This window comes from Microcoleus sp. CAWBG27 (genome assembly GCF_020883145.1).
Taxonomy (GTDB): Bacteria; Cyanobacteriota; Cyanobacteriia; order Cyanobacteriales; family Microcoleaceae; genus Microcoleus.
Window position 1 is genome coordinate 17,691 of sequence record NZ_JAHREU010000026.1, and the last position, 20,407, is coordinate 38,097.

Sequence of the window (20,407 nt, forward strand, 5' to 3'; positions counted from 1 at the left end):
GGATTCAATCCAAAATCCAAAATCTAAAACCTTAAATCATTAGTTCCCTTTGTTCTTAGCGATAATGGCTTCAGCCACATTTCGCGGCACTTCTTCGTAATGGCTGAATTCCATTGTGAAGATGCCTCGACCTTGGGTTTTTGAGCGGATGTCAGTAGCGTAACCGAACATTTCTGCTAGTGGAACTTTTACAGAAACTTTGGCAATTCCCTGATCCGTCTCTTGACCTTCGATCTGACCCCGACGCGAGTTGAGGTCTCCGATGACGTTCCCGATGTAATCTTCGGGAACTTCAACCTCTACCTTCATCATAGGCTCTAGCAGCACTGGCGACGCCTTCATCACGGCTTCTTTGATTGCCATTGAACCGGCGATCTTAAATGCCATTTCTGAAGAGTCTACATCGTGGAAAGACCCGTCTACCATAGTAGCTCTGAGGTCGATCACGGGATATCCTGCTAGAATACCTGATTCGCAGGCTTCTTTCATCCCTTGTGCTGCCGGATTGATGTACTCTTTCGGTACAGTGCCACCGACAATTTTGGAGACAAATTCAAAGCCGGTTCCCTCTTCAGCGGGTTCTAGTTCGATCACGACGTGACCGTACTGACCTTTACCACCGCTTTGGCGGATAAATTTACCTTCGGCGCGAACGGCTTTGCGAACGGTTTCTCGGTAGGCTACTTGGGGCTGACCCACGTTGGCTTCTACTTTGAATTCGCGCAGCATCCTGTCTACCAAAATTTCCAAGTGCAGTTCGCCCATGCCGGCGATGACTGTCTGATTGGTTTCTGGGTCAACATTGACTCGGAAGGTGGGGTCTTCTTCCGAGAGGGACTGGAGGGCTTTGGAGAGCTTCTCCATATCTTGTTTGGTTTTCGGTTCCACCGCCACCGAAATGACCGGTTCGGGAATGAACAGGGACTCCAGAATCACTTCCGAGCCTTCTTCACAGATGGTATCGCCTGTGAAGGTGTCTTTCAGACCCAAGGCTGCTCCCAAGTCTCCGGCGCGGAGTTCTTCTACGTCTATCCGATCGTCCGCTTTGAGTACAATTAGGCGAGAAACCCGCTCTTTTTTGTCTTTGGTGGAGTTGAGGACGTAGCTACCTTTTTTGAGGACACCGGAGTAAACGCGGAGGAAGGTCAGGCGACCGTAGGGGTCTGCCATGATTTTGAATGCCAGGGCTGACAGCGGGGCGTTGTCGTCGGCAAAGCGCTCTGCTGTCTCGCCGTTGGGTAGGAGTCCTTGAATTGGGGGAACTTCCAAGGGCGACGGCAGATAGTCGATGACTGCATCCAACAACAACTGAACGCCTTTGTTTTTGAATGCCGAACCGCACAGCATGGGGACGATCGTACCTTGGACAGTACCGTGGCGCAGGGCCAAACGGATTTCGTCTTCGGTTAGTTCTACACCTTCGAGGTATTTCTCGGTAAGGGCGTCGCTGGTTTCTGCTACGGATTCGATCAGCTTCGTGCGATATTGGGCGGCCAGCTCTTTGACTTCATCGGGGATTTCTACTTCCTCGATATCAGTGCCCGTGTTGTTCTTGTAGATATAGGCTTTCATTTGCACTATGTCTACAATTCCCCGGAAGTTTTCCTCACTGCCGATCGGGATTTGGATGGGTACAGCGTTCGCTCTCATCCGATCGCAAATTTGAGCATAGACTTTGTAGAAGTTCGCGCCCATCCGATCCATTTTGTTGACAAACACGATTCGCGGTACTTTATACCGATCGGCTTGCCGCCAAACTGTTTCCGATTGTGGTTGCACTCCGCCTACCGAGCAGAATACTGCGATCACTCCGTCAAGCACTCGCATGGAACGTTCTACTTCGATAGTGAAGTCTACGTGTCCGGGAGTGTCGATGATGTTGATTTTGTGCTCTTTCCAAGTGGTGGTGATAGCGGCAGCAGTAATCGTAATTCCCCGCTCTCGCTCTTGCGCCATCGTGTCCATAATTGTTGTTCCATCGTGCACTTCACCCATTTTGTGAACCATGCCAGAATAGAACAGAATTCTTTCTGTTGTTGTTGTTTTGCCCGCGTCAATGTGGGCGGCGATGCCGATGTTGCGAGTTTTTTCTAGCGGGACGATACGTACCACAGCTACCTCCTTAATCTTGTGTTGCTGTTATAATACTATAATACTACACAGAAACCTTATTTTGCACTCCCAATCGACTTACAACATAAGTTTATTGAGCTTATTGTTACATTTTAATATTGTTTGCAACATTTGTTTACAAAAATATTAAGGATGCGACATGGAGGATTCAGAGACAGGGTGAATTTTTACTTTGGGAGTTTTGAGTTTGCTTCACGAATGGCCGGCAGCATTGTCCCTGGAGAAGCAATCTCAATACTCAAAATTTACACTTTTTAATTGATCGCCCGATGCTTTTATGCTGCGCGATCGACCTTTTCTCCATGCCCTAGTTGGCAATTAGTAACGGTAGTGAGCAAAAGCCTTGTTAGCTTCTGCCATACGGTGTGTTTCTTCGCGCTTGCGAATTGCACTACCGGTTTCGTTAGCTGCATCCATCAGTTCGTTAGCCAGTTTAGCTGCCATCGAGCGGCCTGTGCGGGCGCGGGCAAATCTGATCAGCCAACGGAGGGCGAGGGTAGTTCCGCGATCGGAACGTACTTCCATCGGCACTTGGTATGTAGCGCCACCTACCCGGCGGGCTTTGACTTCTACCAGGGGTGTAGCGTTTTTGACTGCTTTTTCAAACAAGTCTAACGGTTCGGCTCCTGTGCGTTCCTGGATGGTTTTGAGGGCGTCGTAGACTATGCTGGAGGCCACGGATTTTTTGCCGTGCTGCATGATCCGTCTCACCATCATGCTTACCAACCGGCTGTTGTAGGTTGGATCTGGCGGAACTGGACGTTTTTGAATAACTGTGCGGCGAGACATAGTTCTATTTGCGATTTTTGATTTTGATTGATTGAATTTGGAGTTTCTAGCTCAAATCTCGATCGACGATCGAACTTATTTTTGCTTTTTCACTCTGGCGATCGGGCGAAATCCGCGTTATTTTTTCTCTTTAGGACGCTTGGCCCCGTACTTGGAACGACCTTGCTTGCGGTCTTTCACTCCGGCGGTGTCTAATGTACCGCGAATGATGTGGTATCTAACTCCGGGTAAATCTTTTACCCTACCGCCCCGGATCATTACTACCGAGTGTTCTTGCAAGTTGTGACCGATCCCGGGGATGTAGGCTGTCACTTCAAAACCAGAGGTCAGCCGTACCCGAGCCACTTTCCGCAGCGCCGAGTTGGGTTTTTTCGGGGTGGTCGTGTACACTCTGGTGCAAACTCCGCGGCGCTGGGGGCAACTCTTGAGAGCTGGCGATTTGGTTTTTTTCTGCGTTTGTTCCCGTGCTGAACGGATGAGTTGCTGAATAGTGGGCATGAGTTACGGCATTTCTAGCTTTTTGCTGAATATAGTGATTTGGCGGCATCCGCACTGAAAGTCCCTTCCCCTGTGGGGGGACGGGATAAATGAAAATAATTATGGGTAAGTGAGGATACCAGACTCTATATAGTACACGACTCGAGTTTTTTTGGCAAGAAATTTCCACGGCGGGCGAACTTTCTTGCTTGTTTGCTGGAAGTTGGGATGCGGCGATCGCCCGTCGTACCAATACATATGTGGCATTATATATTGAAGCCCAACTTTGAAGAGGGTCACAGCAGTGGTGCAAAATCGATCGCGATCGAAATATCGAACCACCATTTTTCCGAGACGCCCATCTACTCTACCGTGCGATCGCATCACAGCCGCTCGCATCACAGCCTCAGAGAGATCGACATCACATAAAGTTATATAAAATTACCTGATAATAAGCAATATACATTTAGTTGAGCGCAGATGAAAACCAAAACTTATATTCCTGAAAGTACAATTTCCGAACTTTACTTGAATATTTGGAAATCCGGTAAGATAGATCGGACGGTGTTCCACCAAATTCAATACGAAATTAATTCTGAAACTTTAAAAAGTTCAGACGAGCTAAAAATTGTTAGCAGACTGCTCTATGCAGTCCGACGGGGATGGCTTTTAGTCATGGACTAAGTGGCGTTTGGAGTGTTGATATTACCTCCAAAGGCAAGCGCCAACAACGCAGGTGAGTGAGTTTTGAGTTTTGAGTTAAAATCTCATCCATAAAATCATATATAAATTATATTATATAGAGACTCAAATAAGACTCATCACACTTGACAGGCAATATTAAAGGAAAAGGACAGGGTATGTTTAATTCTACAGAACTGCTGATCGAGGCTTTCATCAAACAACTAGAGAACGGATACAGCCGCACTTACGGAGGCTACAAATCCGACTATGCCGATATTATTGCCTGGGTGGGGGCAATGGCGTTAGAAAACATTGCCAGCAGCGACGCTCTTTATCACAATACAGAACACGCCATTTGTATTACCTTGGTCGGTCAAGAAATTTTGCGGGGAAAACACATTCGCAAGGGCGGAGTCTCCTGTGAAAATTGGCTGCACTTCATCATTTCTTTGCTGTGCCAAGATATCGGATATGTCAAAGGAGTTTGCCGAGAAGACCAAGCATCAGCAGGATTGTATGCTACCGGAAAAGATGGCATGAGAATTGCACTTGCTCCTGGTGCAACAGCGGCTAGTTTATCTCCTTACCGAGTTGACAGAGCAAAACTATTCATTGACGAGCGCTTCGGCAACCACAAGCTAATTAATGCTGAGATAATTAAGCAAAACATAGAACAAACTCGTTTCTCGGTGCTTGACGGCAACATTGACCAAGATGCAGGTAATTATTCTAGTTTAGTTCGCGGTGCTGACTTGATAGGTCAGCTCAGCAACCCACAATATTTACAAAAAATTGGCGCGCTGTTTTACGAGTTGGAAGAAAGCGGTGCTACTAAAGTTTTGGGATACCGACATCCGGGCGACTTGCTGCAAAGCTACTCTAAGTTTTACTGGAGTGGAATTTATCCTCATATCAGCGAATCTCTCGGTTATTTGCAGTTGACGCAGGAAGGCAAACAGATTGTTGCTAGTTTGTACGCTAACGTATTTCGGATGGAACACCAACGTTTCGATTCTGAGGTTGCTTGAGTACAACTTAAGTCATTAGTGAGTTGGCAGTTGGCAGTAGTCATTAGTATTCGTAGGGTGTGTCGCTTGCGAACAATCCGTAAATTTAACCTATAATCTCATAGCGACGCACCTTGCACATTAGGTGGACGAAACAAACCCAGCAAATCTCTTGTTGATTTTTTTCAAAACGGTATAACTAACAAGAAATTATCAATTATCAATGACCAATAACCAATTCCCGTGGTTTATTTCATCCAACTTAACTAACCTTATCCTCAAGTTCTGAATGATATCTCGGACACGACCAATTGCTCGGCAACAAAGAAGGCCATCCCTCCCGCAAGGCTTCCAAACAAACAGCACGCACAGTTAATTGACAGTCTAGCAGTTCTACACCAGCTTTTTCAACTTGTTTCTTACCAATCTTTAAAATCGATTCATCGCTAAACTCAAAAGTCTTGTGACACTGAATGCAAACCAGGTGATGGTGGTGGTGCAATTCAGGCAAATTTAGTTCGTAGTGTTTGTGTCCTTCTGCTAATTCTAGTTCGCGCAAAATTCCAATTCTGGCTAATAAATGCAGTGTTCTATAAACAGTAGATAAGCCAATTCCTTCTCCTTGATTCTGTAAAGTTTTATATAACTCTTCGGCACTCAAATGATTGCCTTGCCGCAGATTTTGAAAGACGCTCAAAATAGTTTCTCGCTGGGGTGTCAAGCGGCAACCCCTCTGGTTTAGTTCGAGTTTAAGTGAGTTAGGACTGTATAAATTCATATTTGTGAAGGAAGAAGTTCGGCAACGGATTCTGTAATGGATTTAACGGATGTCAGGAAGTTCGGCAATGGATTCTGTAACGGATTTAACGGATGTTAGGAAGAAAGAATTTCGGCAGATGTAATTGGAGAATTAGTTGTCGGTATTTCTGTATAAGCTTTGTGAAGTCTGGAGCAATGTCGCTGACAGGAATTGGCAAAACAAGTTTTCGGTTCAAAGTCAGTACAGCCGATGGCATCTTCAGTACAAGCAACAGACGGCCGCACGGTACACTTGAGACGGTAGTCATTAGTAAAAAACTCGCAATCCGAACACGGAATTTGATGCAGTCGCCGAATTTGGTGGAATCCTTCTCGCAGCGCTACCGAAATACTGCACAAAAACAGAACCATCACAGTCCCGATACAGAAACAGCAAATAAAAACAGTCATAGGGTGATTTTCTCAACAGTACATACAAATCCAGAAATGAGCCAATTTAAGCAAGAAACAAAGTTCTAATTTCTTGCTTAAATTGGATTCAGATTCTATTTTGAACTCAGTTCACAACTCCTCGGAAAATTGCATCAATGCCAGCAAAATTGTCTAGCAGCAAATAAGCAAGGAAAGCTCCGCTCGTACCTCCGAGCAAAAAACCGCCCCGGAATAAACTCCAATCTTCCGAGGTTTTGTGCCAGTAAAGAACTTTACCTGCTTCGATGTTCCGATTCTCGTAAATCGAGAGGCCCATTGCCAAAATCAAGACTAATGCCAGAGTTGCCAGCAATGCTGCCAGAGGTGCTAAACCTTTTTCTTGCAAAGGCAGCAATACTGCAAAAGCTCCTACCAGGAAATAGCCGTGAGCCAAGCTAACTTCTAATCCCCTGACTATGGGAGACAATCCCTTGCGGTAAATCGGCAAATTCCGCAAAAAAGTTACAGTCGTGTCAGAAAAACTTACGGTTGTCGTTGCACTTGCAACTGGAACCATAGCAGGAGTTGCCGTTACAAATTCGCCCGATCGAAAATCAAACCCCGCCGCTTTTGTACGAACGCGCAGGGCGTGCCAAATATGACCGGAAAGCGCCAAAATCGCTAAGATAAAGTGGCTTGTTGCCAGCCAAGTCCGCGAAGAAACTACTGTGGCTTCCGGGCCGGTTAAACCCACAGGGCCGTAGAAAATCTCTGGATAAACAGTGTCGTTTACTGTCACAAAGTAGGCAGTCAAAAAGCCCATGTAAGCCAAAGCGCCCAAACTGTAAGAAAGGTAAGCTTCTCCCGACCAAAACAACACTCGCTTGGCCCAAGCAAAAGGCTTGGTGAAGATATGCCAGAAACCGCCAATGATGCACAGCAAGCCAACATAAATGTGACCGCCGACAACATCTTCTAAGTTGTCAACTGCTGCCATTCCTTCCGGGCCGTGTACGGGGAAGAGATAGCTAAAAATGCGGATGGGATTGAGGGTTGGTTCGCTAATTATCCGTACATCCGCGACGTGGGGATCGTAAAGACCTCCCCAAAATAAGGCTTTTGCGACTAGCAGCCAAGCACCAGTACCTAATAGTAATAGGTGAATGCCGATGATGCTGGTCATCTTATCTTTGTCTTCCCAGTCGTAGCCGAAGGAACCAAAGAAAGTGTTGTTTTGGGGCAATACTTTCGGGCCGAGCAAGGAATGGTAAAGCCCGCCGGCACCGAGAACTGCGGAGCTAATTAAATGCACAACTCCGATCGCAAAATAGGGATATGTATCAACAATTTGACCGCCTTTTCCTACTCCCAAACCCAAAGTTGCCAAATGCGGCAGTAGGATTAAACCTTGGTCGTACATAGGCTGCTGCGGGTTGAAATTGGAAATTTCAAACAGGGTCATCGCCCCGGCCCAGAGTACAATCAAACCTGCGTGAGCGACGTGAGCTCCTAAAATACGTCCTGAAAATTCTGTGAAACGGGCGTTACCAGCCCACCAGCCGTACTCGCTTTCTGGCTTTTCCGGCTCTAGTTGTAAATTCGGTTCAGCTATTGCTTGCATTTTCGCTTTCCTCTAATTTCGGTGAATTGGAGTTGCCCAAAAAACCCGGTTTCTCGCAAAAGTTGTCGCTTTTTTCGAGAAATGTTGGTGCAGAAACCGGGTTTTTGACCCCCGCGCGTAAATTCTGATTAACTGGCCGCATTCGCTGCAACTTGGTTCGCGACTTCGCCTTTGCGGAAGTCAAATCCTGCTGATCGTAAAGCGTGCCAAATATGTCCTTGCAAAAAGAAGAAGGCTAACCAGAAGTGGGAATTTGCCAGCCAAGCGCGAGAAGTCAAAACTTCTCCGCTATCGAAATAGGGATATTGCTGGATGCCAATTTTTAAAGCTGGGCCGAAGAATTCAACTGGGTAAACCAGGGTATTGACTGAAACAAAGTAGGCGGCAATGAAGCCCATTAAAGCTAAAGCGCCGAGACTGTAAGAGAGATAAGCTTCTCCTGACCAGACGAACAGGTTTTCTGTCCAGGCAAAAGGCTTGGTGCGAATGTGCCACAACCCGCCGACTATGCAGAGAATTCCTACCCAGATATGGCCGCCGACAACATCTTCGAGGTTGTTAACAGAGGCAATCCAGTTTTTGCCGCCTGCACCGAACAGGTAGCCAAAAATCACAGTCGGGTTGAAAGTCGGTTCCGAAATAACGCGCACTTGCCCGATCGTGGTATCATACAAACCACCGAAATACATTGCTTTGGCCACCAACAAGAAGGCTCCAATACCTAACAAAACTAGGTGGATGCCTAAGATGGTGGTCATTTTGTCTTTGTCTTCCCATCTGTAGCCGAAGAAAGGAGTTTTTTCTTCGAGGGTGGCTGGCCCTTTGAGGGAGTGGAAGATGCCGCCGAAGCCGAGAAAGGCTGAGCTGATGAGGTGTACGACACCAATTTGAAAGTACGGATAAGTATCGACAATTTTGCCTCCGGCTCCGACACCTAAGCCGAGTCTGGCTAGGTTTGGTAGCAGAATCAAGCCTTGTTCGTACATGGGTAATTCTGGGTTGAATCGCGAAAGCTCAAACAGGCTATAGGCTCCCGCCCAGAGGACGATGAGGCCGGCTTGGGCGACGTGAGCGCCCAGCAAGCGACCGGAAAGGTTGATTAAGCGGGCGTTGCCGGCCCACCAGGGAAAGGTTTCTCCTTCGGCTGGGAAGGATTTTTTGGCCATGCTTGTCACGGCGAGTTACCTCTTGAGAACAGTGTCAATTGAGTCTTAAGCTTGTGGAGCTTATTGATATAGATAATCAACAATTTTGCTGGCTGAGTCAAGTCTTTTTGATAAAGTTTTTCATTAAGTTTGGTTTAGATATGTAACAAGGCTGCGGAAAAGACTGTTTTATAAGGGTTTCATGGAGTCGGAGGGATCGATAACCAGAGTTTTTCTGATTGGTATGGATTTAGGGATCGTGAAATATATCTAGATTTATTGATAAAGAATTTTACTAAGGTGTTGCAATTGACCAAAAACCTCCAGGGTACAAAGCCCTCGGTACAGGCATAGGGCTGTTTCATTCTTTGTAGGGGCAATCCCCCCGTGGTTGCCCTCGTGGGCGGGGGGTAGGCACGGGGCACTACCCTACAAAATTCTGGTTTTCCTGAGAATCAAACAGCCCTGCCGATACAAGTTCTTCCCTCTTTCCTCTTGCCTCTTCCTTCTTCTTTCTTCCTTCCTTTCAAATCAAAAGCCTGAGAACACTTGCTCTCAGGCTTTTTTAGCTAGATTTTTAATTGCTCGTCGCATCTGGGGCGCTAGCTCAAGCAGAGGATTTGCTTTCCTCGGCGACTTGCTCGTTGCTCGGCAATTCCAGACAATAACCCGCGCCGTATACGGTTTTGATGTACCGAGGATGGCGGGGATCTGGTTCCATCTTGGTTCTCAGATGTCTGATGTGTACGCGAATTGTTTCGATGTCGTCGTCGGGGTCGTAGCCCCAGACTTCTTTGAGAATTTCGCTGGGAGAGACTGTCTGACCGTGGCGCTGGAGCAAGCAGTGCAGCAACTCGAACTCTAGGTGAGTCAGTTTGACGGTATTAACGTACCAAACAGCTTCAAACCTTTCGGGGACAAGAGTTAGCGGGCCGTAATTCAGGATTTCTGAGTGTTTGGCAGCTTGGGGGATGCGGTCTGTGCGCCTCAGCAAGGCTCGCACTCGTGCCAGCATTTCTTCTAGTTCAAAGGGTTTGGTCAGGTAATCGTCGGCGCCGGAGTTGAAGCCTTCTACTTTATCTTGAGTTTGACTTAAGGCTGTCAACATCAAGACGGGTATGTCGGCTGTGCGATCGTCACGCCGCAATCGCTGACACACTGTGAATCCGTCTACTCTAGGCAGCATCAGGTCTAGCATGATCAGGTCGGGGAGCATTTGTATTGCTAGTGCCTGACCTTTGATGCCGTCTTCTGCCTGGGTGACTTCGTAGCCAGCCATTTCTAGGTTGACGGCTACGAGTTCGGCGATCGCCGCGTCATCATCAATAACAAGTATCCGAGGCATCATCATTTATCTCACCGCTAACCAGATGGCGGAGGCTACAGCCTTCTGGGGGTTCCAGGTAACTTTAAGGAGCAATTTTTTAATTTTAAGCTGCATTAAGGATTATAAGGTTCATTAAGAACTTTTAGGGTTCTGTAAATATTCTTGTACTAATTATAAGCCCTCTTGAGCGCATATCAGAAAACTGTTCGCCAAAAATCTTGCTGGGAGTCGATTTTTTGCCGGCAAGAACAGCTTCCTGTTTCTTCTGGGTTTGCCTGCGACTTCAGGCAATGGCGCTAAGGGTAAGCTACTGCGGGTGCCAGAGATTGTCTGTGGCGATCGACTCAGACAGGGGAATTCGGATAGAGGATTTGGCGACTCGATAACGGGTCATTGAAATATACTGCTTAAATGCTGTAACACTTAAGCCCGGTTTTTGAGACATCTGTTAACCGCTCGTTGTTAACTTTTAAAATTTTGTTAGGTTTAGTTAAAAAATTTTCTTTTTTTTGAAGATTGCCACTTGCTTTTTGTCGCTATTGACGGTATTATTAAATAATAGAAATATAAGTATTTATCAAAAAAATAAACTATGTTGCCATTATTAAATGGTATCATACATAATTCAAATAATCAATCCCCGAACCTGAAAATAGGAGGGGATTTTTTGATGGGAATTTTTTACCAGAAATAATTGGTTGAAAGCCTCTCGGTTTGGCGTATAAATTAAAATCAGACGATTCATTACTCCCCTACTCGGACTTCCAGGTAGAGGTTGCCCTCAAGCGGTCAACTGTCAACTGTCAATTGTCAACTGTCAACTGAATGAACATCGCCCTTCGAGCAGCCAAGCAAAGGATAAAAACTGCTAGCAAGGCTAAGGCTACTGAGGCCGAGCAGGCTGAGTATTTTTGGTAGGAAGAGTCGCTTGAGGGGTTAATTTTTGGAAGTAAAGACCGCCGACTGTTAGTAAGAATATTGTATAACCAACAGCTTGCAAAAGATAGATTCGATCGCGGTATCCAAAGAGCGCTTTGAGAATCACTCCCGGAAATTGCCGATCGGGCAAAACTCCGGCTGCATTCCACAGCATCGGGCCTAAAATACAGGAGTGGATTGGTGCCGTGCGATCGTAAAAAACACAAATTGCTGCATACTGGCTATCCGTCTGGGACAAAATGGCAGCGGAGGCGTCAAAATGTTTGAGTGCAGAGACTGCTAAACCGGCGACGATTAGCAATAATAAGATTCCCATAAATTTGAAAAACTGGCGGATATCTATTTTGACACCCCATTTAAAAATTAGGGAACCAATGATTGCAGCCCCAAGCAAACCGCCCACAGCACCTAAAGCTGGAGTTAAACCTTGTTGAAATTGAGCGCTGATAAATATAACTGTTTCAAAACCTTCGCGAAGTACGGCGATAAAAATTAAGCCGAATACGCCCCAGCCAGCATTCGTGTTTGATTTTAAAGCTGCGGTAAGTGCGCCTTCAACTTCGGCTTTGAGAAAGCGGGCTTGCTGAGTCATCCAAATTAGCATCCAGCTTAGCATGGCGATCGCAAAAATTCCCAATACGCCTTCTAATAGCTGTTTAATTACGGGTGCATAAGGCTGATTTGATGTTGATAGTGCTGCGAGCAATCCATTGAATAAAACACCGACAAAACCGCTAGCAGCAATGCCTGCTGCGATACCTGCATAAACCCAAGAATTGAGGTGAGTTTGGTCGGCTTTTTTCAAGCAAGCTAGGACAATTCCGACGACTAAGGCGGCTTCTACGCCTTCACGGAGAGTAATTACAAAGGTTGGGATGGCTTCAGTAAAGTTCATTATATGGTTATTGGTTATTGGTTATTAGTTATTGGTTATTAGTTATTGGTTATTAGTTATTTGCAGTACCGTGAGCGGAGTCGAAGGGTCGAAGGGTTATTGGTTATTAGTCAAATAGTCATAGGTTATTCAGAAGCTGCTATCTATCGCAATCAATAACAACTAACAATCAATAGTCCGGACAGTTTTCAATGACCAACGGTAGAATGGGGGTTCTGGGCTCCAGCCTCTGTGAAATATTAACGGTAGAATGAGGCTTTGGGTCGCTGCTCAAAAAACAGTCCGGGGTATTGAACAATAGCAAGGTGCGTCGCTCCGAGATCATCTATTTTTTTAAGGGATTCAAGGTAGCCACGCACCCTACCCTTAATGACTAATGACTAATGACTAATGACTAACTCAACTATAATCCCGCAGCATTTTTTTTAGTTCCACTTGGTGCAATTCTTCTTGTCCAATTAGGGTGCGGGCGTATTCTTCGAGATAAACGCTGGAGTCTGTGACGACTTCAAGTAAGGATTTATACTTTTTGAGCGCTTTTTTCTCGTGATTTAAACTTTCTTCCAACAAGTCTTTGATGGAGTGTTTGTATGTTTCTTCGATGGGGGCAATTTTTTGGCTGGGATGTCCGTCTAAACCTGTTAAAATTTCTCCGGCTTGTTGGGCGTGGAGTAGGGATTCGGTTGCTTGTGCTTGAAAAAACTGCACGATGGGAATTCGGTTTGGCCCTGTCACCATGAGTGCATAGTGGGTGTAGCGCACTACTCCTGCTAGTTCCCATTCCATGATGGTGCATAGCAGTTCTTGGGTTTTTTTCTCGTCAAGTTCTTTCATTTGTTGTCTGAGAGGTAGAATGCTTAACAGGGTGGTGTTTATAATATCACATTTTAGTTAACAAGCAAAAGTAAGGTGCAAATTATGCACCTTACGGGATGGATGTTGTATCTGAGTTAGGGGTTAACTTCTAAGGTTCCAGTAGGTGCAAATACTACTGTCAATTTAGCTACGGGTATTGCACTGCTGCTGGTAGTTTGGGCAGATTTGAGCAGATTTGGCAGGGGGGTTTCTTGGGTGTAATCCTTGGCTGGTTGGTTGAGGGGCTCGAAGTTGCCGATCGCCCCGTCTTGACTTGCAGTGACTCGATAGACTAGATTTTGAGTGAATGTGGGGTTAGCTTGCCAAGTCTGATTGATGCGATCGTACACTTTTAGAGCTAACTCATCTAGTTTGGTGCGATCGGTAATTTCCGCTGTCTGATTAGTTCCTTCCACCGCCTGAACTTCTTGCTTACCCGCTGACACAGGCAATGCTTGGACAGTCTTATCTGTAGGGCTACTTGCAATAGCCGTTTCAGGAGACTTATTCGCAACAGGCACAATTTCAGGAGACTTTTCAGGCAGTTTTTTTGTACTATCAACCACTAAAGCCGAAGGTGCTGGGCTACTGGCAATAGCTGGTTCCGCTACCTTAGCAACAATGCTAGCATCTGCCACCTTCTTCGCGGGTTCTTTGCCCTCAATTGTCAAAGACTTGACATAAATACCACGAAACTTTTCCATTTGAGTGACGCGCCACATAGCAATGGGATAAGTCACGCATACAAGAGTAAAAAGTCCTACACCAACCCAAACGAATTTGTGCATCTCCCTCGCCGGGAGTGGCTTACTTTTTGTTTCCATCATCAAACCTCGTATTACTTAAGTTAACGGCAAATAGGGGAACAAAGGATGCCAAGACATAGCTGTGGAAGCCATTAACAAAGCAAACATCCAGAAAAATATGGTGCGACTTTTAACACTTTTATTCTTCCAAATTGCATACAGTATTGGCCAACTGACTAGCCAACCGATAAGCAACATAGTTTCCTTACCGGTATAGCTGCCGATATTGCCCCACATTTCGTTACCAGTCTTGCTTCCGGGAATCCAAGTGCCGAGATTCCAAAGCATTTCGTTTATCTCTTTGGATGTGTCCCCTAAGTGGTGACTCACCATCATTGTGAAACAACCAATGCCAGCACTAATTAATGCAGCAGCAGCCGGGCCAGAATTACTCGGCGGAGTTGCTGCTCCCTCAGCTAATCCTTGTGGAAATTCTTTGAGATTGCTCCAGATTTTGCCGTAAATAGGTTCATTGGTCGCTGATTTGTCGCGGGATAACTGTCGAGTCATTTCAGGATTTCCTAGATTGAGTTGTTAGTTGCTAGTCATTAGTTAATCTAAAAACTAACTAAAGAGCGTGAATTTTAGCAACACCAAGTCCGGTAACCATGCCGCCCATTGCAAAAAACATGATTCCCATCAAAGCTACAGAAGTAGCTGCTAAAACGGGGCGATTTTTTTTCTCTAAAATTGAGTCGCCGTAGTACCACAAAATCCAGGTGCAAGCTGCTGCTAATGGCAAAGTAAATAGCACGGTAAATTCGTGGTATTCCATCAAAACATACTGGACTAAAGGCGAGTTTGATTTCAGCCAAGCGCGAGCTCCACCGAAATCTGCACCTGCTCGATAGCGCATATATGATAAGTTGCCAGTAGCAATGGCTAAAAAACTCAAAAGAGTTGACCAAAAGGCTAATGTACGCATTTGTGGCAAGATTTTACCGACTCCCCGTAGCAAGGGAAATGCTAAGTGTCCGGTATAAGCCATGACTACTAATGCCAACATTGAACCCATGCCGTGAATGGTTCCCATCCATCGCTGCCAAGGGCTGGGATGGAGTACGTTAACGAAAGGCATAAACAGAAATAAACCAGCGGATAAAATGCTCAGCCCGTAGACAGAAACTTGAGCAATATCTAATTGTCTGGGAAATTCAGATGGAACTAAATCGGTAGTTGATTTTTCGATTGAATTTTGCACCGCTATCGGGCCTCATTGAGTTTGGATTGTTCGGGAACGTATTTGAGAATAGTTGCATTAGTATTTTGAGTTTCTTGAGAATACAAGCCGTGCGGAGGAGTCGATCGCACATTCACGCGATCGATCGCCTTAAAATACTGCTAAAAGGACATTAACTAGCAATAGAATCCGGCTTTTTAGTTTTTAGAGCACCCAAAACTTTTAGTTTTACTAGCTAATGAGCATTTTTGCTGCTTCTTTTAAAAAGCTAGTAATGCAAGTTATTCTCAAAAACAGATAATAAAACTAATTATTGACTTTCAGTCTTTTGTTAATTTTATTTTAATATTTGCATAAAAGCCTTACTGTTCATGAATTTTACTGCCTGGTCGATCGCGAATTATTGATAATAGTTATCAAAAAGCCGATAATACGTGGCTTCTGAAACCAAAATCGGCAAAAATCCCCCCAGAGGGGATTGTAAAGTTTTGTAAAAAAGAGTTGACTAAAAGGTTGGGAGTTCTCATGTTTTGGAGATATCGATGCACATACCTGATGGTTTTCTTTCACCGCCCGTAGCAATTGCCACGGGCATAGCAAGCGCAGCAGTTATTGCAGTTGCCCTAAATCGAACCCGCGCCAGTCTTGGGTTGCGACAAGCTCCAGTCATGGGTTTAACCACGGCTTTTGTGTTTGCGGCCCAGATGATTAACTTTCCTGTAGCAGGTGGCACCAGCGGGCACTTGTTGGGAGGCGCGCTAGCTTCCGTGGTTTTGGGCAGCCCTTGGGCGGCAACTCTGGCGATGAGTACGGTTTTTATAATTCAGAGCGTCTTGTTTGCGGATGGGGGCATCACCGCACTGGGAGCGAATATTTTTAATATGGGGCTAGTCGGAATTTGGGTTGGCTGGTGGCTGTTGCAGCCATTGCAGCAACTATTGGGAGGTTCCAGAAATCGTTTGCCGCTAGCTGCGGGGATTGCGGCCGCCCTCAGTGTTGTGTCCGCTTCAATTTGTGTGGCTATTGAATTGGCAATTTCTGGTACAGTACCGCTGAATATCGCATTGCCAGCAATGGTAGGCATACATATTTTAATTGGCATTGGTGAAGGGCTAATTACAGGCGGCGTTTTAACTTATCTCGTGAAAGTACGGCCGGATTTGTTACCAGGAGAACAGCCACAATTACAGAAATGGCTAGTGCCAGTAATTGGAGTTTTATTAATTAGTGGCGTGCTTTCTCTGTTTGCTTCAAGTTGGCCTGATGGGTTAGAAGCGGTAGCAGAACAATACGGTTTTAAAGATAAAGAAGCTGTGGCGATTGAGATTCCAACTCCTCTAGCTGGTTACGGTGTTAAAGGATTAGAAGAACAACCAATAGGTACTAGCATTGCTGGAGTTTTAGGCTCTGCTATTTGTTTCGGTACGGCTTTTGGGATTGCTCAGTTGGTGAAATCTAAAGATGCTTAAATTATCAATACCTTTTCGATTGCGACTGTCTCTCACGATTGTGATTGGGATTGGTTTTATGAAAATGGGTGCTTGGCTGTGGCTGGGCATCTATGGGGCGATCGCACTTTTTTGGTCACTTTGGCTGAAAGCACCGCTGCGAACCCTGCTGCAACTATTAGGAGCAGAATTAATTTTCCTCTCCTTATTAGTGCTACCCCAAGGTTGGGAACGAGCGAGTTTTCTGTTGCTGCGTTCCCTCATTTGCCTGCTAATTATGAACAGTTTTCTGCTAACTTTGCCGCCCCACAGTTTCGGAATTGCCCTGAAAGGATTGCCCCTACCAGCAGGCTTACAAGAGATTGTGCTTTTAGCTGGACAATACTTAGAAATATTGCTCGCAGAAGTCAACCGGATGAAACGATCCGCTCAACTGCGAGGTTTGTCGGGTAGCGTAGGATGGCTGAGATACGCCAGTGCTTCAATGATAGGAGCTCTTTATTTGCGAAGTCTCGATCGCGCCGAGAGAGTCCACGCAGCCATGCTAATTCGCGGCTACAAAGGAACTTTACCCACCGAGTCAAAATCAACATCAAAAGAGCGATTCTGGCTCACAGTCACGATTTTAACCGCAGTCGGATTAACAATAGCTTCTTATGGGAATTGGGCATAGGGCATTGGGAATTGATTAATTCGTGCATCTATATTTTAACTTTTTACCTTTTACCTTCTCAATTCCTCTCTCTGCGCTCTCTGCGCCCTCTGCGGTTAAAAACTCTTAATCCCAAAATCGAGGTAAACAAAAATTGACTAATCTCAAAATGACGCCAACAATCGAAGTGCAAGACTTAGTATTCGGATATCCGCAGCAAAAACCTGTATTGCAAGGAATTTCCTTCACCTTACAACCGGGAGAAAGAGTTGCTCTGCTTGGTTTAACAGGTGCTGGCAAAAGCACTTTACTGGAAAATTTAATCGGCTTGAAAATGCCTCAATCTGGCGAGGTTAGAGTGCAGGGAATTAAGCTAGAACAGGCAACTTTATCGGAAGCGCGGAGGCAGATTGGGTTTTGCTTTCAAGATGCTAACGATCAGCTATTTATGCCAACTATTTTAGAGGATGTGATGTTCGGACCGCGCAATTATGGGGTATCTTTGGAGATGGCGCGCGATCGGGCTTTAAGCTTATTAGACGAATTCCGTTTGGTAGAATTTGCTAACCGTTCGGCCCACGAGCTTTCTGGGGGTCAAAGAAGGTTAGCAGCATTAGCGGCTATTTTAGCATTAGAGCCGGCAATTTTAATTTTAGACGAGCCAACAAATGGACTAGATCCATCGTGGCGTAGGCATTTGGCTAAGGTTTTGTCGCAATTGCCGATCGAGGTAATTTTGATCGCTTCCCACGATTTGAACTGGATTGGGAAAACGACTCAAAGGGCGTTAATCTTGGCTGATGGTCAGATTCGGGTGGATGAACAAACTCAAGAATTGCTCAAAGATCGATCGACTCTTGAATATTACAATTTACCGCCAGATTGGTAATTAATCATTGGTTCGTAGTGAGGACTTCAGTCCTTCAGGAATGCGGACTAAAGTCCTCACTACGAACCTGTAATCGATAGATAATATTTAGCTTCGATTAAAGCTGGAATTTGCGAACAGTTTCGTTGTACAGATGAATAGCTAAATCCCGAAGAACTTCTTCATTCTCAATATGACTTCCTAGCTTCTGTTTCGCTGAGTTGATGCACATTTGCATTAACTCGGCGGAACTTTCGACGTAAAGCGCGATCGCCCTTTGCTGTTGTTCAAAACCAATCTCGACTTCCCCGAGCATTTGTACCGATTGACAATTAGCAGATTGGTCTAAATTTGCCCCAATTTTTTCTTGTTTTCTCCTTTGCACTTCCTCGGAAAAACCCGAAGCAATTATCCCAGCCGGCAGTGCAAAAATTCCTATACCTAAAAATGCTAACATTGCTCCTAACAATTTACCTAAAGGAGTGATAGGATAAATATCGCCGTAGCCGACAGTCGTCAATGTCACAACTCCCCACCACATTGAATCGAGGATACTTCCAAAAGCTTTTGGATGCGCTTCGTATTCAACAAAATACATGACGCTAGATGCAAATATTAACAGAATGAAAACGGCAAATGCAGTGGCGATTAACTCCTCTTTTTTTGCATACAATACTGCTCCTAGAGTTCTTACAGACTCTGAATAACGGCTCATTTTTAGCAAGCGCAACAAACGGAGGAGTCGAATTAAATTAACGAAGCTTAAATTCGGAAACAATAGCAAGGCGTAAAATGGCAAAATTGAGATTAAATCGATTATGCTTAGCGGTGTCAGACTGTATCTAAATCTTCCCCAAAGTGGGTGGCTGTATCTGCGATCTACTGTACATACCCACAACCTCAAAACATATTCTATTGTAAACACTAAGGATGAAATAATTTCGATGTGTTCCAACAATACTTTGTGTTCGTGCAACAAGTGAGGCGAAGTAGAAGCAATAAAAGCTGCGACGTTGATCAAAATCAAACAGGTGATAAAAATGTCATCTGCTAAGCTGTAGAAATTGCTGCTTTCTGAGGATTCTAAGATTTCATGAATTATTGTTTTGAGTTGTTTTCGCATCTGAGTTTCTCCTAAATAATTAGTAAGTGAAGGCTCGTGCTTTACTATAGTTTAAGCAGTTTTTTTTCTAACGTCACCAGGATTTGCGATCGGGCTAAAAATCGGGTTGCTTCAGAAATGCTATCGTCACGAAACCCCATATTTCTCAGGGAAGCCAAGTTTTTTGAGGGAATGGGGTGGTGGTAAGGAAAGAGAGTTAATCTGGAAGGAATCGCCAACTATTACTGGATTTGCAGGCAAAAATCATGAAGGTAGCCGTATTCAGCACCAAATCCTACGATCGCACTTTTCTGACAGCAGCCAACGCCGACAAACACGAGTTGGTGTTTTTTGAACCGCGCCTGAACTTGGAAACTAGCGTTCTGACTGCTGGATTTCCGGCAGTCTGCGCCTTCGTTAACGACTCTTTGGACGCAAAAACGCTCCGGGCGATCGCCCAAAATGGCGTTCGGTTGTTGGCTTTGCGATCGGCCGGATTCAATCACGTCGATTTAGCAGCAGCCCGCGATTTAGGCTTAACTCTTCTCCGAGTTCCCGCTTATTCTCCCTACGCCGTCGCCGAACACGCAGTCGCAATGATTTTGTCCCTCAACCGCAAAATCCACCGCGCCTACAACCGAGTCCGCGAAGGGAATTTTGCCCTAGACGGCTTGTTGGGCTTTGACCTCCACGGTAAAACGGTGGGAATCGTCGGAACTGGCAAAATAGGGGCGCTAACTGCCAAAATTCTGCACGGATTCGGCTGTCGCTTGCTGGGATACGATGTTTCCCCAAACCCTGATTGCTTAGCCTTGGGGATGGAATACGTGGCGCTGGCCCAACTGTTCGCCAACTCTGATATTGTCAGCCTCCACTGTCCGCTGATACCAGAAACTTATCATTTAATCGGTGCAGAGGCGATCGGGCAAATGAAACCGGGGATGATGTTGATCAATACCAGTCGCGGTCAGTTGATCGACACTAAAGCTGTTACCAAAGGACTGAAGTCTGGTAGAATTGGCTACCTCGGCTTAGATGTTTACGAACAAGAGACGGATCTGTTTTTTGAGGATTTGTCAAATCAGGTGATTCAAGACGATGTATTTCAGCGCTTGCTGACTTTCCCCAACGTCCTGATTACCGGACATCAAGCTTTTTTCACCGAGGAAGCGTTGCAAAATATCGCTGAAACCACGATCGGCAATATCACCGATTTTGAACAAGGACGCACTTGTGCCAATCAAATCGACCTCAGGGAAGTCAAAAAATGAGTCAAAAGAGCGATTTTTCAACGGGGGGAATTGTTTAA

At 45.4% G+C, this 20,407-nt stretch carries 22 protein-coding genes; 7 read left to right on the forward strand and 15 right to left on the reverse strand.

The genetic code is table 11. The annotated features are described in order from the left end of the window. Positions 1–39: 39 nt before the first annotated feature. From fusA to rpsL, 3 genes are all read right to left on the reverse strand, one after another. The gene (gene fusA, locus QZ938_RS16130; protein WP_293122105.1) at positions 40–2,112 is read right to left on the reverse strand and encodes an elongation factor G; all 2,073 of its coding nucleotides are present in this window, start codon (positions 2,110–2,112) and stop codon (positions 40–42) included. Positions 2,113–2,451: 339 nt separating this feature from the next. Next, positions 2,452–2,922 (reverse strand): 30S ribosomal protein S7, encoded by a 471-nt coding sequence (gene rpsG, locus QZ938_RS16135; protein ID WP_006632196.1) that lies wholly within the window; start codon positions 2,920–2,922, stop codon positions 2,452–2,454. A gap of 117 nt (positions 2,923–3,039) precedes the next feature. Beyond that, entirely contained in the window at positions 3,040–3,420 is a 381-nt protein-coding gene (rpsL, locus tag QZ938_RS16140; RefSeq protein ID WP_006632197.1) for a 30S ribosomal protein S12, read from the reverse strand. A gap of 192 nt (positions 3,421–3,612) precedes the next feature. Here rpsL and QZ938_RS16145 point away from each other — a divergent pair, with 192 nt between their 5' ends. The 3 genes from QZ938_RS16145 (at position 3,613) to QZ938_RS16155 (ending at position 5,111) form a co-directional block, all read left to right on the forward strand. After that, complete coding sequence (locus tag QZ938_RS16145; protein WP_293352413.1) at positions 3,613–3,828, forward strand: hypothetical protein; 216 nt, start codon at positions 3,613–3,615, stop codon at positions 3,826–3,828. Between the two features lie 51 nt (positions 3,829–3,879). Then, the gene (locus tag QZ938_RS16150) at positions 3,880–4,083 is read left to right on the forward strand and encodes a hypothetical protein (RefSeq protein ID WP_293153605.1); all 204 of its coding nucleotides are present in this window, start codon (positions 3,880–3,882) and stop codon (positions 4,081–4,083) included. 176 nt (positions 4,084–4,259) lie between these two features. Then, positions 4,260–5,111: an Npun_R2479 family HD domain-containing metalloprotein gene (locus QZ938_RS16155; RefSeq protein WP_293186982.1), complete on the forward strand. Its 852-nt coding sequence runs from the start codon at positions 4,260–4,262 to the stop codon at positions 5,109–5,111. Between the two features lie 241 nt (positions 5,112–5,352). On the opposite strand, the gene QZ938_RS16160 is transcribed toward QZ938_RS16155, so the two are convergent. The 11 genes from QZ938_RS16160 to QZ938_RS16210 form a co-directional block, all read right to left on the reverse strand. Beyond that, positions 5,353–5,868 carry a transcriptional repressor gene (locus QZ938_RS16160; RefSeq protein ID WP_293153601.1) on the reverse strand — a complete coding sequence of 172 codons (516 nt, stop codon included), beginning with the start codon at positions 5,866–5,868 and terminating at the stop codon, positions 5,353–5,355. 95 nt (positions 5,869–5,963) lie between these two features. Then, complete coding sequence (locus QZ938_RS16165) at positions 5,964–6,299, reverse strand: hypothetical protein (RefSeq protein WP_293153599.1); 336 nt, start codon at positions 6,297–6,299, stop codon at positions 5,964–5,966. A 106-nt stretch (positions 6,300–6,405) separates the two neighbouring features. Further along, positions 6,406–7,881, reverse strand: a complete 1,476-nt coding sequence (locus QZ938_RS16170) for a chlorophyll a/b binding light-harvesting protein (protein WP_293352411.1) — start codon at positions 7,879–7,881, stop codon at positions 6,406–6,408. A 128-nt stretch (positions 7,882–8,009) separates the two neighbouring features. Continuing rightward, entirely contained in the window at positions 8,010–9,047 is a 1,038-nt protein-coding gene (locus tag QZ938_RS16175) for a chlorophyll a/b binding light-harvesting protein (protein ID WP_293153596.1), read from the reverse strand. Positions 9,048–9,633: 586 nt separating this feature from the next. Continuing rightward, the gene (locus QZ938_RS16180; RefSeq protein ID WP_293153650.1) at positions 9,634–10,371 is read right to left on the reverse strand and encodes a response regulator transcription factor; all 738 of its coding nucleotides are present in this window, start codon (positions 10,369–10,371) and stop codon (positions 9,634–9,636) included. A 289-nt stretch (positions 10,372–10,660) separates the two neighbouring features. Beyond that, complete coding sequence (locus tag QZ938_RS16185) at positions 10,661–10,798, reverse strand: hypothetical protein (protein ID WP_293352410.1); 138 nt, start codon at positions 10,796–10,798, stop codon at positions 10,661–10,663. 438 nt (positions 10,799–11,236) lie between these two features. Then, on the reverse strand, positions 11,237–12,187 hold the full coding sequence (locus QZ938_RS16190) for an FTR1 family protein (RefSeq protein WP_293153593.1): 951 nt from the start codon (positions 12,185–12,187) through the stop codon (positions 11,237–11,239). A 399-nt stretch (positions 12,188–12,586) separates the two neighbouring features. Further along, entirely contained in the window at positions 12,587–13,021 is a 435-nt protein-coding gene (locus tag QZ938_RS16195) for a ferritin-like domain-containing protein (RefSeq protein ID WP_293153590.1), read from the reverse strand. Between the two features lie 116 nt (positions 13,022–13,137). Beyond that, the gene (locus QZ938_RS16200) at positions 13,138–13,830 is read right to left on the reverse strand and encodes a hypothetical protein (RefSeq protein ID WP_293352408.1); all 693 of its coding nucleotides are present in this window, start codon (positions 13,828–13,830) and stop codon (positions 13,138–13,140) included. Positions 13,831–13,884: 54 nt separating this feature from the next. Further along, positions 13,885–14,358, reverse strand: a complete 474-nt coding sequence (locus QZ938_RS16205; protein WP_293153584.1) for a hypothetical protein — start codon at positions 14,356–14,358, stop codon at positions 13,885–13,887. 58 nt (positions 14,359–14,416) lie between these two features. Continuing rightward, entirely contained in the window at positions 14,417–15,049 is a 633-nt protein-coding gene (locus QZ938_RS16210) for a hypothetical protein (protein WP_293153581.1), read from the reverse strand. A gap of 521 nt (positions 15,050–15,570) precedes the next feature. Here QZ938_RS16210 and QZ938_RS16215 point away from each other — a divergent pair. The 3 genes from QZ938_RS16215 to QZ938_RS16225 all read left to right on the forward strand — a co-directional run bounded on the left by QZ938_RS16215 (position 15,571) and on the right by QZ938_RS16225 (position 18,017). Beyond that, positions 15,571–16,497 carry an energy-coupling factor ABC transporter permease gene (locus QZ938_RS16215; protein ID WP_293153578.1) on the forward strand — a complete coding sequence of 309 codons (927 nt, stop codon included), beginning with the start codon at positions 15,571–15,573 and terminating at the stop codon, positions 16,495–16,497. After that, a complete protein-coding gene (locus QZ938_RS16220) occupies positions 16,490–17,149 on the forward strand; it encodes an energy-coupling factor transporter transmembrane protein EcfT (RefSeq protein WP_293153575.1) in 660 nt (219 codons plus the stop codon). The genes QZ938_RS16215 and QZ938_RS16220 overlap by 8 nt, the downstream gene beginning before the upstream one ends. A 133-nt stretch (positions 17,150–17,282) precedes the next feature. Then, positions 17,283–18,017 (forward strand): energy-coupling factor ABC transporter ATP-binding protein, encoded by a 735-nt coding sequence (locus QZ938_RS16225; protein WP_293360022.1) that lies wholly within the window; start codon positions 17,283–17,285, stop codon positions 18,015–18,017. A 97-nt stretch (positions 18,018–18,114) separates the two neighbouring features. Here the strand turns inward: QZ938_RS16225 and QZ938_RS16230 are convergent, their stop codons facing one another. Then, complete coding sequence (locus QZ938_RS16230; protein WP_293352406.1) at positions 18,115–19,119, reverse strand: ion transporter; 1,005 nt, start codon at positions 19,117–19,119, stop codon at positions 18,115–18,117. A 245-nt stretch (positions 19,120–19,364) separates the two neighbouring features. On the opposite strand from QZ938_RS16230, the gene QZ938_RS16235 reads away from it, so the two are divergent. Beyond that, positions 19,365–20,369 carry a 2-hydroxyacid dehydrogenase gene (locus QZ938_RS16235; protein WP_293352404.1) on the forward strand — a complete coding sequence of 335 codons (1,005 nt, stop codon included), beginning with the start codon at positions 19,365–19,367 and terminating at the stop codon, positions 20,367–20,369. Positions 20,370–20,407: the final 38 nt, after the last annotated feature.